Origin of the sequence: Pristimantibacillus sp. PTI5 (assembly GCF_048572955.1) — a bacterium.
Classification (GTDB): Bacteria; Bacillota; Bacilli; order Paenibacillales; family Paenibacillaceae; genus Pristimantibacillus.
Map to the genome: position 1 here is coordinate 474377 of NZ_CP183886.1, position 15982 is coordinate 490358.

The following is a 15982-nucleotide window of genomic DNA, read 5'->3' on the forward strand; positions in this document are numbered from 1 at the left end:
GCAAGTTTCAGAACATTTGAACAGTAAAATGATATAAAAAAACGGCATGCGGATCATTTGATGACCGGCATGCCGTTTTTATTTTTAATTTGCGGCTCCCGCCAAAATCGATACCTCATCTGAGCTCAATGCTTTTCCATACATCCGGAATTCATCCATAGCACCGTTAAAGTTCTGATCCCAGAAGTTCCCTCCGATAAAATGCTCGTTAAAGCCCTGCGTTGTTCTGATGTCGGAATCGGCTTGAGCTGCCTGGATACCGTTTAAATATAGCGTTGTTTTCCCGCCAGGCACTACCGTCATCGCCACATGGGCCCATTCGCCGACTGGCAACGGGTTGCTGGTTGTTGCTACAGGCTGACTGATAAACAACTGGTTTGTACCGTTCAATCCTAAATTTAAATAATAATTCAAGGGACTATTCGCAGCCACAAACGTATCGCTAAAATAAATACTCGACCAGGCCTGCGCCCAGCTTTGTGCAGCGCCGTTCCATTTCACCCATGCCGCCACCGTGTAGGCTTGATCGCCAGAAATGAGGTTATCCGGCAGCTTTACCGGAATATTGTCAAATGCCGAACCGCTTTCCGCCTTCAAAAATTGAGCGGCTTGATTATTAGCCGATCGGCCGGCAACATATTCTACCCGGTTATTTTTGACCACTGCGTTTTTGTTGTTTCCGCTGCTGTCGTTAACGTTGCCGTCAAAATCCAGCTTGATGAGCAAGCCGTCAGCTTCATCGAAGCCTGACGAAGCTTCGGTTACCGTAATCGAAGCGGTCGCTTTTTGAGTGGAATCTGAAATCGATGCAGCAGTAATTACGGCATTCCCGGCGGATACTGCGGTCACCGTTCCGTTAGAATCAACGACAGCTGCGGCCTCGTTGCTAGAGCCCCATGTAACAGGGCGATTCGCCGTTAAAGTTACTTGCTCGCCTACTTTCAGCGATTTTGCGTCAAGATTAAGCGAAACCATGTTACCGATTGAAAAATCAGCAGCCACCTGTTGAGCCGTGAGCGCCTTGTTGTAGATTTTTAGCTCATCCACTAAGCCTTTGTAAGGCGTATCCCAATAGTTAACACCAATCCCGAATACACCGCTCTCATTCGTAAACACGTTCGGAAAGCCCGTTCCGGAAAACTTTTGGACACCGTTGACATAAACCTTGGCCGTTCCGTTATTTACGGTAAACGCGACATGCGTCCATTGACCAAGATTGATCTTCAGCCCGGCGCTGGCGTCATACCAAGCAGTTCCCGACCAAAGCATCGTATCATGATTGCCCGGACCTCTCGGTACAAGGCTGATCCAGCTTTCGTTCGTGCGGGACCCAAAGAAAGCAGCCGCAAAGTTTGTTGCCTCAGCCGGGTTCAGCCACATGGATACGGAATATACATTCCCGTTAATTATTCCGTCCGGCAGCCGTATGCCCGAACTTCCGTCCAGTACGGCCGCCGCCCCCGCAATGCCGGTCTCGTATGTGATGTTCCCGCCCATGTTATTAATACGGTTGCCAGTTATCAATCCGGCTGGCGCGCGGTCCAACGAATCGGCGAGATTGCTCTCGAAAGCGTAATGCGCCAAATCGCCATCGGTTACATGGACCGTATAGGAAGCGGTATGATGTCCGTCATCCGCTGCCGCAGCCGTAATTGTAGCCGTTCCAATCGCAACTCCTGTTACCTGTCCTGTTGCTTCATCAACGGCAGCTATGCCGGAATCATCCGATGACCAAATCACCGTTTTATTCGCGGCGTTCACAGGCAGAATAGTCGTTTCTGGCGTATAATTCGTGCCCACCGCTAACGTCTTCTGGGGAGCCCCAAATTGAATGTCATCAACGAACACGGAAGAATCCGGCTCACCAAATGCCAGCCAACCGATTTTTTCGGCATTCAACGCCATTTCATAAATACGAACTTCATCGATCAGGCCTTTATAAGGCGTATCCCAATAATTGACGCCAAGCGCAAACACGCTTTGTTTGTTGTTAAAAATGTTTGTCATGCCCGTTCCGCTATATTTTTGAACGCCATTGATATATACCTTGGTTGCACCGTTCTGAACGGTAAAAGCGACATGCGTCCATTCGCCCAAGTTTATTTTCATACCGGTCGAGGCATCAAACCATGCCGTACCTGCCCAGAGCATCGTATTATTTGTCGCGAAATCATGGCCTCTCGGCAAGAAGCTGATCCAGCTTTCCTCCGTTTGGGCGCCGAAGAAGGCAGGGGCAAGGTTTGCTGCCTCCACCGGATTAAGCCACATAGACACCGTATATTCATTCGTAGAAATCAAACCGTCCGGCAAACGCACGCCTGTCGAGCCGTTTAAGCTTACCGCCTTGCCTTTTCCGCTCGATCCTTCAACATAAGCGATTTCCCCGCCCGTATTATTAATTCGATTGCCCGTTACCACTCCGGTATCGGACCTGTCAGCAGCTTCATTCAAAGTATCCTCAAAATCGTATTGCGCAACCAATCCGTCAGCTAAAGCATCATCGCTTTGCTTCTGTACGTTAACCGTAAACGTCTTGTTTGCTGTGGCGCTTCCTATATGAATAGTAGCCGTAAGTAGGATCTCAGCATTTCCGTCGCCCGCATCCGGACGCGTGACCGCCCCGCTGGAGCTTACCACAGCAGAATTGGAGGATTCCCAAGTAATCGGCCAATTGCTTGCAGCCTTAGCGGGAAGCACGATATCCTTATACACCCGGCTCGTATCGCCAATCGTCAATATATTGGCAGCATTCGTCACCATCTCTTGATCAGACAGCTGTTCCAGCTGGCTGCCCCACACCGAAATGCCTTCGCCCGACAAAGCGCTGAAAGCCATGACATAAGCTTCCGAGGTAGGATCCCATTGACGGATAAACACGCCTTTGTACGTCGTTTGCACTGCTTGGTTATCAACCGTTTCATTTACGGTAAGCTTGGCAAAATAATCGCCTTCGATTTCCCATGAGCCAGTCACAGCTCCCGCAACCGTACCGTCTGCCAGAAGCTTGACATAAACAGAAGGCTTAATATCCTTCGTAATCTCTTTTCCATGCTTAATATAGTGGTAAGCGCCTACGACATCGCTTTCCGTAATTTTAGCGATCGTCTCCCCGCCGTAACGGTGCGGAGCGACTACCGGCCAACCGTCCTGATTCACGAACATCTGATGCACGCGAACCTCATGGCCCTCCCCGCGGAACGGGAATCGGCTGTGGAAAATGTTAAACCACTTGCCCGTCGCCTCGTCATAATAGGTCGAGTTATGCCCCGCAGATACATAACCGTAGGTTGGGAAGTTTGTTTCCCCGTTGAGGTTGCTGAAAATAAAGTTGCCGAATGCCTTCACGCCGTAGGGCGCAATGGCCGTATCCTCAAAAAATGTGCCTGTTGATCCATGGGCATCGATCATATCCTGCCCTTCATAGTCGACATAGGGTCCATCTGGGTTCAAGGAACGGGATATCCGCATATTGTAGCCCCCGATCGCATCCAGGCCGCCAAACGTAACGAATAAATAATAGTAGCCGTTAGACGGATTATATTGAATGTACGGAGCTTCGATCCGGCTGTGGTTTTGTCCCATCAGACGTTTGCCATGGCCTTGATTCGCTAACGGGAAGCCGGTTTCCGAATCCATTTGAAGAATGAATATGCCTCCGGAGTAAGACCCGTATACCATCCACAGCTTGCCTTCTTTATCAAAGAAGGTATCCGGGTCCACCGTATTCGGATGCTGTGTGCCGTTATAAGCTGTACCGTCTGCACTGATGCCCTTGCCTGACTTCAGGAAAATCCCTTTATTGACGTATGGGCCTTCAATGTTATCCGCTACCGCCACGCCCAATGCGGAAAGCGGTTGATCCCCTTTACATGCGTTGTAGTACATGTAGAACTTGCCGTCTGCCAATTGAATAACGTCAGCAGCCCACAGCGTATCGGTTTCTGCCCATCCGAGCGCTTCAGCCAGCTCTTTTTTGACATCGCTCTCTGCGCTTTTAAACAATTTATTCGTTTCGGTCACGCCGGAATCTATTAATGACCAGCTCATAAGATCCGTCGATTTGGCAGCAGCCAAATGCGAGCCGAATACATAATAAGTGCCATCAACTTTAACGACCGACGGATCATGTACAGATACGTTCTGAAATACGGGAGCCGGTGATGCCGTTGGTGCAGGCGTAGCCGTAGGAATCGGCGTGACTGTCGGCACGGCCGTAGGCGCCGGCATTTGGCTAGGAACAGCCGGTGTTGAATCGCGATCCAGCTTCGTTCCGTTTTGCGAATCGCTGGACACCTTCCCGCTGCCCGTAACCTTGATTTTACCGTCCACTTGAATGACGATATCCTTGATTTCAGCAGCTTCATCAACATGCAAGGAAGCCTTCTGCTCTAAAATCATTTTGCTGATGATGCCTTTTAATACTTGGATCGTCAGAGAAGTTAACGCGGAAACTTCAACCTCATCAAAATTGCCCGCAAGCGCAATCGTTGCATTGGTACCTGCTGCTTGGTCGATAATAACCTTGCTGAAGCCCGTGCCGGTCGATGACGCTTCTTCCTCTAACTTAACGCCGGATAAGACGAATACTTGGCCGACTGCAGTCGTGCCTTGCGTCAAAATCCGCAGCTTCCCGTTTTTCTTATCTACAAAAATCTGCGCGATATCCGAATCGTTAACTTTAATGCTGTTCTGTCCGCCCCCGTTCACCTGAATGCTGCCTTTCACGGTTACTTTGTCGAGAGTGACATCCCCTTCCGCAATGCCTTCGGTTAAGTAGAGATTGCCTTCGATTACCGTATCCTTCAACGTAATATTCGCTTTGTTGATGATCACGTTTTTGCTTTTAAGGCTGGTATACGTTCCCTCTTGGGTCAATATCTCACCCGAGATGTTGTTCACAAGCCGAAGCGCCTCCGCTCTTGTGATTTTATTGGCAGGCCTAAAGGTATGATCGTCATAGCCAGTAATATATCCTTCGCTTACAAAGGTTTCTACGGCCTCCTTGCTCCATGCCGGCAGGCCAGCTGTATCGGTAAGTACGATCTCATCTGTCCCTGACTCTTTCATTTGGAAGGCTCTAAATAAAATAACGGCAGCCTCCTGACGGGTTATCGGCGCGTTCGGCCGAATGGTTCCGTCACTGTAGCCGGATAAATAACCTGCTGCAACCGCTTTCTTTACTTCGGTATAAAATGAGCTGGATGAGGTAAGATCAGAGAAAGATACCTCTTTTTCCTCCACGAAATTAAAAACCCGATTGATCAGCGTCATAAACTCCGCACGGCTAATCGCTTGATTTGGCTTAAAATTCCCGTCTCCATAACCTTTAATCAACTGCTTCTCATACCAGGAATTAAAATCCTTTTCCGCCCAGTGGCCATATATATCCGACTTTATGATATTTTGCAATGTGTTTTCTTTGACGGCAGGCTCGGCTTCCGCGCTCCCGCCTGTAGCCATAACGAGCTGACCAGGGACTAGCATGACAGCTGTGAGGGCCATGGCGACCCATTTGTTTAATGATTTATTCACCTCGTATAACCCCTTTCGTCTCCAATTAGCGTTGATAATCCTTAGGACATACATGTCTTTATCTCATAAATCCTTTCTCTTCTCTCCCACCTCATTTCACTGTGCCGAATGTTAGATAAGCGCTTTCATTTGTATCAAAAAAAATCTCAGTCTTACTCATGAGCTGAACATTAATAACAACAAGGAAAATATAATTATTAACCGATTACCAATAATGTTAACGATTATATTGTACCGACACCGCCTGCATAACGTCAATAGAAAATTCTCAAAAAAACATCCAAAACTTAGCAGTATTAGCTGATTTACAAGCATTCTCATGTGGGTTCATACGCTCAGAAACAGAAAAAAGGACCCGTTCGGCAAAAGCCGGCAAGGTCCTTTTCAAGTCGTATCCTCGTCATTAACAGTCTAAGAATAAATTAATATTTCCATTAATAAATTACGGGCTATGAAACAAAAAAGCTTTCCCGATTTGCATTCATTGCTAAGTTTTTATATTCCGCATTCCTTACCTTAAGCCAGCTGTCCTTACGGCCTTCGGAGTAAGTACTATCCTTGCGCTTGCAGGCAACGCCCTCTAAATCGGAGTTTTTCACAAGCTCGTACAAAGCCGAGCCTTCCCGCTCGATATACAGCATCTTTTTGAAATAATCGTTGTCCTCCAAAATATAGCTAAGCAGCTGCTTGCGCTCGAGCAGCGGATGCTGTCTTAGATCCACACCGTTGTAATATAAAAGGTCAAACACAAAAAATAATACGGGCATCGAACGTTTCGCATCACGGATTCTCGGTTCTTTTTTCATGCGGTAGCGTTCTTGAAGGGTATGGAACTCAAAAGCACCCGTAGCTGGATTTACATAAGCCACCTCGCCGTCGAACAAAACATCGGCTGGCTCTCGCAAAGGTACATTATGTAACTCAGGATATTGACTCGTCACTTCATTGCTGTGCCTGGTATATAGTTTCGGCTTGCCTCCAATAAAGGATAGCTGCAAACGGTGTCCGTCAATGAGCGGCTCAAACAGATAATTGTCGTCGTCAAAAGGCTTATCGTGCTCGGTTAAAAGCATAGGCTTCACAAACATACCGGCACCTCCTTCCGTGTATCCATTTTAGCATGAACCTACTCCGAAAATCGGCGGTAAATTAAGGTGGATATGGTGAATAATCTCCTGGTTGCTTATGCATAATAATCTCAAGAAGGAGGCTGAGAAAAGATGGCAAACCGGACAAATCAACTTCTTGTACCCCAAGCACGCGCAGCGCTGGAGCAGCTTAAATTTGAAGCTGCCCAAGAGCTTGGCATTCAACTTCCGCAAGACGGCTACTACGGCAATATGACTACGCGCGATATGGGCTCCATCGGCGGTTTGATTACTCGCCGGCTCGTTCAAATGGCAGAGCAGCAGATCTCAGGTCGTCGATAATTTCCGCATAAATAAGCGCCAAGAAGCAGAGCTGCTATCTTGGCGCTTATTTGTTTATGGCAAATCCTATGATTCCAAGCAAATAAATACTATTGCTGCAGGCCAAGAACTTCCCTTCTGCTGCAAAAGTCGGTAAAATGGGATAGAGTTGTCCCGTTACATAACGCATCATTGCAAATTCCATTAAAGAAAGGAATATTCTAATATGATTATTCAACCGAAAACACGCGGTTTCATTTGCACGACTGCTCATCCGGAGGGCTGCGCTGAGCAGGTGAAGCGCCAAATTGATTACGTTAACGCGCAGCCGAGCATCACAGGCCCCCGCAACGTATTAGTAATCGGCGCCTCGACAGGCTACGGCCTTGCTTCACGTATCGTTTCCTCATTCGCAGCAGGCGCTAACACGATTGGCGTCTACTTCGACAAAGCTGCAGAAGGCGCTCGTACTGCTTCTGCCGGCTGGTACAATTCCGCGGCGTTTGAGGAAGCTGCCGCTGCTGCGGGCCGCAAATCCTTCAGTATCGTGGGAGATGCCTTCTCTGATGAGATCAAAGCAAAAACGATTGACCTGATTCGCACAGAGCTCGGTCAAATCGACCTTGTCGTGTACAGCGTCGCTTCCCCACGCCGTACGCATCCAAAAACGGGCGAGACCTTCTCATCCGTCATTAAACCGCTTGGCGGCACGTATACGAACAAAACCGTTAACTTCCACAGCGGAGAGGTATCGCAAGCTACGATCGAGCCTGCAACCGAGGACGAGCTTCGCCAAACGATTGCCGTTATGGGCGGCGAGGATTGGCAAATGTGGATCGACGAGCTGGTACAAGCGGGCGCGCTTGCTGAAGGCGCAACGACCGTTGCCTATTCCTATATCGGACCCGAAATTACTCATGCGGTATATCGTGAAGGGACGATCGGCGCCGCGAAAAATGATTTGGAAGCAACCGCTAAGCGCTTGAATGAGCAGCTCAGCACAAACGGCGGCCGCGCCTTCGTGTCCGTCAACAAAGCTCTGGTGACACAATCCAGCTCGGCTATTCCCGTTGTGCCGCTCTACATCTCAGCGCTTTACAAAGTGATGAAGGAAAAAGGCATTCACGAGGGCTGTATCGAGCAAATGTACCGTCTCTTCTCCGAGCGTCTGTACGGAAAGAACGAAACGCTTGTCGATGAAAAAGGGTTGATCCGTGTCGATGATTGGGAAATGAGACCAGAGATTCAGGCGGAGGTAGCGGAGGTTTGGGCTAAGCTTTCTACCGAAAATGTTTATAACCTTTCTGATCTTGAAGGTTACCGCAGGGAATTTTTCCAGCTGTTCGGCTTTGAAACCGACGGCATTGATTATGAAGCAGACGTTAATCCGGAAGTAAATATCACGAACCTTCGTTAAAAATGAAAAAAGGCCGTTGTTTCGAGAATCCGAAACAACGGCCTTTTTGCTGTTTTTCATGATGTGCTTAGGAAATTAATTTACCAGGTTTTAGAGACTTCATGTCTTTATTCGAATTGTTTAACGAGATAAGCATCTTCTCGCTTCTAACCATGGCAGAATGACACTGAAAGCACGCTGGCACATGATCGAATGCAAAGTCATCGCGTATCCAGCCTGTACAACTTTCGTTCCCGCAAGTCCAGATGATTGTGTTTTCTTGAGGATGATCTTCTAACGATTTTCTGCGAAAATACATTGATTAATCCTCCTTTGTAATAAAAAAGAGCCCTTAACTTTTGTTAAGGACTCTCGAACTGTAAATACTACAGTTTTACAACGTTTTCTGCTTGTGGTCCACGGTTGCCTTGAGTTACGTTGAACTCAACGCGTTGACCTTCGTCAAGGGATTTGAAGCCTTCGCCTTGAATAGCGGAGAAATGAACGAATACGTCATTGCCGCCTTCTACTTCGATAAAACCAAAACCTTTTTCTGCGTTAAACCATTTCACTGTACCTTGTTCCATTATAAAAACCTCCAATAATTTTTTTAACATGTTTTTTCCAGAAAAACTAAAAATCACACATTGAGAAAAGTATCATTATACAAATGACAACCCTTTTCAATATGTGAATTCAAGGTTAAAATTTGTTATTTGTATTAACAATATACCATAGGCTTTTGGAATAAGCAAGTGATCAAGCAAAATCCATAAACATTTATTTTTACACGGGATAACAGCTAAGGTGTCGGGAGATTATAAAAGGCGTGGCAAGCACTTATCCTAATAACCGAGGTGTCCTTAAATGAAAAAGTACATTGCAATCGCGGCATTATTAGTTGTGACAGGCTGTTCGGCCGCCGATACGACTCCAAACACCGTACACAAACAAAATGCCCTTGATTACAATCGAATCAAAACGCCTGTAGTTACCGCTGCGCCTCTTATTACGCGTGCATCATCCATCACTACGCCAAATGCGGCAAAACCGTTATCATCGATGAAAGGTTCGCAATTCACTTTCCCGGATTGGATTTTTGGCGATATTCAAGTCCAAAATCCGGCAACGCGGTATCCGGTCGTTCAGCAGCCGCCGGCACAGAACCCAAATACGCAAAATCCCACAACTCAGAAACCGGCTCCTCAAAACCCGGCTAATCCAAATCCGGGCGGACAAAACGCTGCCGTCGGCGATTTCGAAAAACAGGTTCTTCAGCTCGTCAATGCCGAGCGGTCCAAAGCAGGCTTAGGCGCTTTAAGCATGGATGGCCCGCTTGCGAATATGGCTATGGTAAAGGCAAAGGATATGGCCAACAATAATTACTTTGACCATAATTCGCCGACTTACGGTTCCCCTTTCGATATGATGAAGCAATTTGGCATTACTTACAGCTATGCTGGCGAAAATATCGCCAAAGGCCAGCCGACTGCAGAGCGTGTCATGAGCGATTGGATGAACAGCCCGGGGCATAGAGCCAACATTTTGAACAATAGCTTCTCAAAAATAGGTGTCGCTCATTTTAACGGCTCATGGGTACAAGAATTTACCGGCTAAACAAATGTTAATAACGCAAGAAGCTTCATGATAATTAAAGCAGCCTGTTCAGGATTTTTCCCGGACAGGCTGCTCTTTTTAAGCTATGGCTTCCAAAATATCGTTTAGCGCAGAAAGGAAATATTCATTCTCTTCGGGCGTTCCGATCGTAATCCGCAAATGATGCGGCAATCCCCATGTTTTTCCGTGCCGGACGATAATGCCTCTAGCCATTAATTCTTCATATATAATACCCGACTTCTCCCCCGCTTCCATAAGCACAAAATTGCTCATGCTCTCCGTATAGCTGATGCCCATCGTATCAAAAGCCTTGTACAATCGCTCCCGCTCCGTAAAAACAAGCGTTTGTGACCGCCGCACATGCTCTTCGTCACCCACCGCCGCTGCAGCCGCCGTTTGAGCCAATGCGTTAACGTTAAACGGCTCCTTAACCTTCAAAATGCTTTGGATGATCGATCGCTGTGAAATGCCGAAACCGATCCTTACGCCGGCAAGACCGTATATTTTGGAAAAAGTTTTTAATACAACCAGCGGATAGCCTGCCCGGACAAATTCAGTTCCGTCGGAATATTCCTCGGCTGTAACATAGTGACTGTATGCGGCATCAAGCACAACAAGCACCCGCTTGGGAAGCGAGTCGAGAATATGCTTCAGCTCCGTTTTGGGCAAAAAAGTGCCCGTCGGATTGTTGGGCGAGCATAGATACACTATTTTTGTACGATCCGTCACGGCTGCAAGGATCGCCTCCGAATCATATTGAAAGTCCGTTCTTAATGGAACAACGACAATTTTGGCATTCATGATTTGAGCGCCGAATGCATATTCGCTAAATGTTGGGCTAGGGACGATAATTTCATCATCGGCATCCAAGAACGCTTCTGAAACGAGAGTGATGAGCTCATCTCCGCCATTCGTAACCAAAACTTGCTCCGGGCTTAGGTCATAATGAAGCGCAAGGGTTTGCTTTAAACCCAAGGTTTGAGCATCCGGATACCTGTGAAGCTCCGTTAACGCAGCCTGCATTGCCGATATGGCCTTGGGAGAAGGTCCCAATGGATTTTCATTGGAAGCAAGCTTGATTACCCGCTCCAAACCCAGCTCGCGCTGCACCTCCCATATCGGCTTCCCGGGCGAGTACGGCTTTAGCTGCTCGATTGCTTTACGTGCGCGAACCTCGATATTCTCTTGCATAAATAGAATCACCTTCATCAACAGAATAAAAACCTTTATCACTATAATACATTAATCCTTTGTCGCGGTAAAGTAATGATGTTATTTGTCATGCATACAAATACAAAAGAGGCCCATCCTATATGGGGCCCCTTTTGCTTGAAATTCTATACCGTTTCGTCAAGGCTAATTCATTGCAGCGATACACCTTTACCTGCGGGTTAAAATCACCATCCGCAACAAGCTCAGCGAGCCAAAAAATCAATCATGGAACGAGCCTGTACCTTGCCGGCAGCAGCTCGTTTCCCTGCGGCTTCGCCTTCATTTCGGTGCGTGAACTGTACCGTTTTCGCCACACCCGGAATAAGATCAAAGAAGTTGTCTGAGAACTTGCCCTCATGTTCCGCTGTGACCCATACCTGCTTGGCGAGAACATCCGCAGCAAACGTAAAGGCAGTGCCGTTGCTGCCCTCAACTTCCGTGATGCTAATGACACTGTCCGTTAGCTTCTGGTCTTTTGCTTTTGCGAAATAATAAGTCTTGTTATCCGTGAGCAGGCCGTTTTGCACGAGCTCAGCATACAACACAACGCTGCCTGCTTCGTATCCGTCCAGCCATTCCTGCTCGTTGATCGAGCTGACTACGGCTGCATGATTGCCATCCATGGAAACAAGAGCCGAAGTCTCCTTAATAAGTGCGCCGGCAAAATCATAAAGCCTTAGGCTAAGCTCGCCTTTAATCGGCGTCAGCAAATCGGTAACCAAGTGTACGTTCACCACTCCGTCATCCGTGCGGTCAAATGAAAGCATCGTATCGGCGAAGCTTCTTTTCGCATAGTATTGCATGGCTTTCCACTTGCCGTAATAATCCATACCCGCCCAGGAAGCAACCGGCCAGCAATCGTTCATCTGCCAATAGAGCGTTCCCATGCAATAAGGCATGTTGCGGCGATGGGCTTCAATGGCCATTTTCATCGCTTCCGCTTGCAGGACTTGGCTCATATAAAGAAATGCAGGGAAATCCTTCGGCTGATTCATGTAAATATCCATGTATTCTTTAATAAGCCGGTTTCCGTCGCCGTTCTTCTGGTGGGCGCGCATCACTTTCGAATCCAGCGCCAAATCCTGCTCGGTGGCAAAGGTCATTACCGTATCGTATTCAGGGAAGGATTGAAAGCCGTATTCGCTCATGAAACGTCCGACTTTTATATTGTAATTCTCAAATGGCTCAACCGCGTGCCAAACTCCCCAATAATGAATATCTCCTTCTGCGGAGAGCGGATGGGCGTGCTGATTAATGTCGCCGGTCAACGAGATAAGAGGCGATGACGGCCAATATTGCGTGCCGGGCGCAAATGTCGCAACCGCTTCAGGCAAGATGTCATGGAACACTGCTTCGTAATCAGACCAGATGACTTTACGCTGTTCCTTCGTATATTCCTTCTTCCAGCCCCAACCGCCGTCTTCATCGTACTCGGCCCATGCCGAATCGATCTCGTTATTGCCGCACCAAAGCACGATGGACGGATGATTGCGGAGGCGCTTTACGTTCTCGATGGCTTCAAGCCGAACATTTTCCAAAAAGGCTTCGTCGCCCGGATACATGCTGCAAGCGAACATGAAGTCCTGCCATACCATGATGCCGTACTCATCGCACAGTTCGTAGAATACCGATTGCTCGTAGATCCCGCCGCCCCAAACGCGAAGCATATTCATGTTTGATTCTGCTGCCGCAGCGATTTCATGCCTATAGCGTTCCTCGGTTACATCCGTGATAAAGCTGTCATTTGGAATATGGTTCGCGCCCTTAGCGAAGACAGGCACGCCGTTCAGCTCGAAATAGAAGCTGGCACCTTTTTCATCCTTGTCGCGCACTAAGCGGACGGACCGCAAGCCGGTTCGTACGGATTTCGCCGCGACAGCCTTTTCTTCCTTGACCAGCTCTGCCGTAAAGGTATACATATGGGCTTCGCCCAGCCCTCTGCTCCACCAAAGCTTGGGCTGCTCAATAACCGCTTTCACTTCTACGATGCTGCTTCCTTGCTCCAAAGCAGCTTCCTGCTCCCAAACTTGCCCGTCCGCGCTAATTCTTACGGTTCCGCTCCATGATTCCTCGGACTCGATTTCCATGATGACAGATAAGCTGGCTTGCGATGCCGTTACGCTGTCCTGCTGGACATGCACGTCTACGATCCGGCTCTCGGACCAGCCTACCAGTCTAGCTTCGCGCCAAATGCCGCTCGTAACAAATCGAGGACCCCAATCCCAGCCGTAATGATAAGGCGCTTTTCTTGCAAAAATACTAATTTTCTGCGCGCCTAATCCGCCCAGCTCGGATTGATCGTTTGAAGCAGGCAAATTATAGCCCAGCTTATCGATCTTCGGCAAATCCTCCTGCACGGGCGAACGGAATTTTATTCTTAAATGATTATTTGCAGCCGTCACGATCGATTTAACGTCGGCTTTCCACGTTCTGAACATATTATCGGCTGAAAGCACATGCTGACCGTTCAAATAGACATCGGCATATGTGTCTAAACCGTCGAATACGAGTTCTAATGCAGAAGCCTGCAGCACCTCACCAGCGACATCAAACTGTGTTTCATATTCCCAGTCTATTTTGTCGATCCATTGCAAATCATGCTCGTTCGTTGCATAAAAAGGATCCTCGATAATGCCATTCCGCAGTAAGTCCGTATGTACGCAGCCCGGCACGGCTGCCTCCATCCATTCCTTTTCCTGGCAAGCCTTAAATTTCCAATTATCCAGCACTAGTTGTGTTTCTCTCATTTTGTCCTCCTAAAAATATGTGTCTTCCTATCGCTTAACTATTCTTTAGTTTTGTTATCAATATGCATAACAAATTTATCATCAAAAACAAACATGGTCAATTGTTTTTAATTCGTTATTACAAATAACATTTTATCATTGTTATTATATGTTTGATTGTTCATTAAAAGCGCTTGTAATCGTTAAAAAAACCCGTTATATTAGATCACATAACAAAATAACAAAACGAAAATCTACAAACGAAAAAAGCAGATTATCCATTTCATTAGCTATCATTTCACATACGACGAAAAACAAAATAAGGTAGGATGACAATAATGAAACGTAAAGTAACCATTCAATCTATTGCCGATTTTACCGGACTGTCCAAATTCGCGGTATCAAGAGGATTATCCGGAAAATCAGGCGTAAGCCCGCAAACAAGAGAGCTCATATTAAGAGCGGCAGGACAGCTCGGATACTTTAAGGATGCACAGGCCGCACCCGTTACAAATGAACTTCTTGACATTGAAGCAAGGAGCTGGTCAGGCACGATTCTTGTGCTTTTTCCGAATGTACGTTATCAAAATACCGATTCTTTATATTGGGGCCCGGTCTTTAACGGCATTTCCCTGAGGCTTAATCAGAAGGGCATTAACATTTTAACCTTAACCGAACCTGCGGGTGACTCCATGTTCTCTCTATTGAATCCCGAAGCCATCATGGGAATTATAACCGTCGGGTCAATTTCGACTCCTGTTTTGTTAGACATCAAAAGACTAGGCATCCCAGTCGTGATGGTCGATCATTATGAACCCAGCTTTTATTGCGATTCGATTTTTACGGATAACCTATCCAGCATGAGAGAGATTATGAGTTCGGTTATTTCAAAAGGGTACAAAAACTATCAGTTTATAGGTAACATCAGAGACGCACAAAGCTTTTATGAACGTTATCTGGGATTCCGCTCTTCCCTTGAAGACCATGCTATCGAATTAAAGCAGATCCCCTCGCTTATGGGACCCGAGATCGAAAACTTCCACGATACATTCAAAGCGGCTATCTTGGAGCATGGGTTGCCTGAGGTATTCGTATGCGCCAACGATATTATTGCATTATTCGCTTTGGAAACGATGAGGAATATGGAAATGGAGATACCTGAAAATCTTGTTTTTACAGGATTTGACAATACGCATCCGCAAATTCCCTTTTTGGCAACCGTAAATGTTGATAAGGAGCTGCTCGGCAAACGAGCCGTAGATCAAATGCTTTGGCGAATTCTCAATCCAAGCACCAGCTATGAAAAAACGCTTATCCAGGCTGAGGTTATGGTAAGAAATTAATGCATGTAAAAAAGGTTATTCGTTAAAGCGGTGAACGCCTTAACGAATAACCTTTTTTTCTTGTGTCTAAATACTACAATTAAGTCATGCTGTCTTCCCTTTTCATAAATGACTGCATGTCTTGATCCGCTTTGGATTGATTACAGGCATGACATGCGCAAACGCAATTCAAAGGCGTCGTATGCCCTCCCTTAGCGCGAGGCAGCATATGATCAATCGTATCACCAAATTCGCCGCAAAAATAACAGGTATGGTTATCTCTCTCCAAAATATAACGCCTGAACTCCTTATTGCTAAACAAGCGCCGAATCGTATGGCGGTTTACTAGAACGGCAGCATGCTCATCGACAAGCGTGACTGCAAGCTCCAGCTCTATTTCCTGATACCAGCGACGCCCTTTATCCGTTTTGCCCCGCATCCAAATCGTGCCTTGACGCGTCTGCTTGAGCGCGGCAGAGTCATTCGGCAGCGGGATTGTCGGCATAGGCGGCTGCGAACGCGTTTTTTTGGCCCGCGCTGTTCTTTGTATCGCTTTATGTTCATGATCGGCTAAAGCAGGTAAAGGGTCCGCCGCGGCCTTCGCCTTCCGGCAAACCCGGCAAGCCCCGCGGCGCGACCCTGTGCTGGAGCGTCTGCCTGTCCGACGCAAAAAATCGGAGAGCGGCTTCGTTTCCTTACAGCTTGCGCACAGCTTAACAGCAAGAGGTTCTGTTTCATCCATCGGTTTTCCGGGCATACCCTTACCAA

At 47.3% G+C, this 15982-nt stretch carries 11 protein-coding genes; 4 read left to right on the top strand and 7 right to left on the bottom strand.

The features are described from left to right. Positions 1 to 84 precede the first annotated feature (84 nt). Positions 85 to 5532 (bottom strand): LamG-like jellyroll fold domain-containing protein, encoded by a 5448-nt coding sequence (locus ACN6MW_RS02480; protein ID WP_419874072.1) that lies wholly within the window; start codon positions 5530 to 5532, stop codon positions 85 to 87. Positions 5533 to 5981: 449 nt separating this feature from the next. Further along, positions 5982 to 6620 (bottom strand): ATP-dependent DNA ligase, encoded by a 639-nt coding sequence (locus tag ACN6MW_RS02485; RefSeq protein ID WP_419874073.1) that lies wholly within the window; start codon positions 6618 to 6620, stop codon positions 5982 to 5984. 132 nt (positions 6621 to 6752) lie between these two features. Here ACN6MW_RS02485 and ACN6MW_RS02490 point away from each other — a divergent pair, with 132 nt between their 5' ends. After that, positions 6753 to 6962, top strand: a complete 210-nt coding sequence (locus ACN6MW_RS02490; RefSeq protein WP_364149595.1) for an alpha/beta-type small acid-soluble spore protein — start codon at positions 6753 to 6755, stop codon at positions 6960 to 6962. Positions 6963 to 7167: 205 nt separating this feature from the next. Further along, complete coding sequence (gene fabV, locus ACN6MW_RS02495; RefSeq protein ID WP_419874074.1) at positions 7168 to 8358, top strand: enoyl-ACP reductase FabV; 1191 nt, start codon at positions 7168 to 7170, stop codon at positions 8356 to 8358. 67 nt (positions 8359 to 8425) lie between these two features. On the opposite strand, the gene ACN6MW_RS02500 is transcribed toward fabV, so the two are convergent. Continuing rightward, positions 8426 to 8656: a cold-shock protein gene (locus ACN6MW_RS02500; protein WP_419874075.1), complete on the bottom strand. Its 231-nt coding sequence runs from the start codon at positions 8654 to 8656 to the stop codon at positions 8426 to 8428. A 67-nt stretch (positions 8657 to 8723) separates the two neighbouring features. Then, positions 8724 to 8924, bottom strand: coding sequence for a cold-shock protein (locus ACN6MW_RS02505; protein ID WP_053377054.1), 201 nt, complete (start codon positions 8922 to 8924; stop codon positions 8724 to 8726). A 280-nt stretch (positions 8925 to 9204) separates the two neighbouring features. On the opposite strand from ACN6MW_RS02505, the gene ACN6MW_RS02510 reads away from it, so the two are divergent. Continuing rightward, the gene (locus ACN6MW_RS02510) at positions 9205 to 9954 is read left to right on the top strand and encodes a CAP domain-containing protein (RefSeq protein WP_419874076.1); all 750 of its coding nucleotides are present in this window, start codon (positions 9205 to 9207) and stop codon (positions 9952 to 9954) included. 78 nt (positions 9955 to 10032) lie between these two features. On the opposite strand, the gene hisC is transcribed toward ACN6MW_RS02510, so the two are convergent. Together hisC and ACN6MW_RS02520 are read right to left on the bottom strand one after the other, a co-directional pair. After that, positions 10033 to 11145: a histidinol-phosphate transaminase gene (gene hisC, locus ACN6MW_RS02515; RefSeq protein ID WP_419874077.1), complete on the bottom strand. Its 1113-nt coding sequence runs from the start codon at positions 11143 to 11145 to the stop codon at positions 10033 to 10035. Positions 11146 to 11369: 224 nt separating this feature from the next. Further along, on the bottom strand, positions 11370 to 13913 hold the full coding sequence (locus tag ACN6MW_RS02520; RefSeq protein ID WP_419874078.1) for a beta-mannosidase: 2544 nt from the start codon (positions 13911 to 13913) through the stop codon (positions 11370 to 11372). A gap of 317 nt (positions 13914 to 14230) precedes the next feature. Between ACN6MW_RS02520 and ACN6MW_RS02525 the strand changes: the two genes are divergently transcribed. Then, on the top strand, positions 14231 to 15235 hold the full coding sequence (locus ACN6MW_RS02525) for a LacI family DNA-binding transcriptional regulator (protein ID WP_419874079.1): 1005 nt from the start codon (positions 14231 to 14233) through the stop codon (positions 15233 to 15235). 79 nt (positions 15236 to 15314) lie between these two features. Here ACN6MW_RS02525 and ACN6MW_RS02530 read toward each other — a convergent pair whose 3' ends face one another. Further along, positions 15315 to 15971: an HNH endonuclease gene (locus tag ACN6MW_RS02530; protein ID WP_419876250.1), complete on the bottom strand. Its 657-nt coding sequence runs from the start codon at positions 15969 to 15971 to the stop codon at positions 15315 to 15317. Positions 15972 to 15982: the final 11 nt, after the last annotated feature.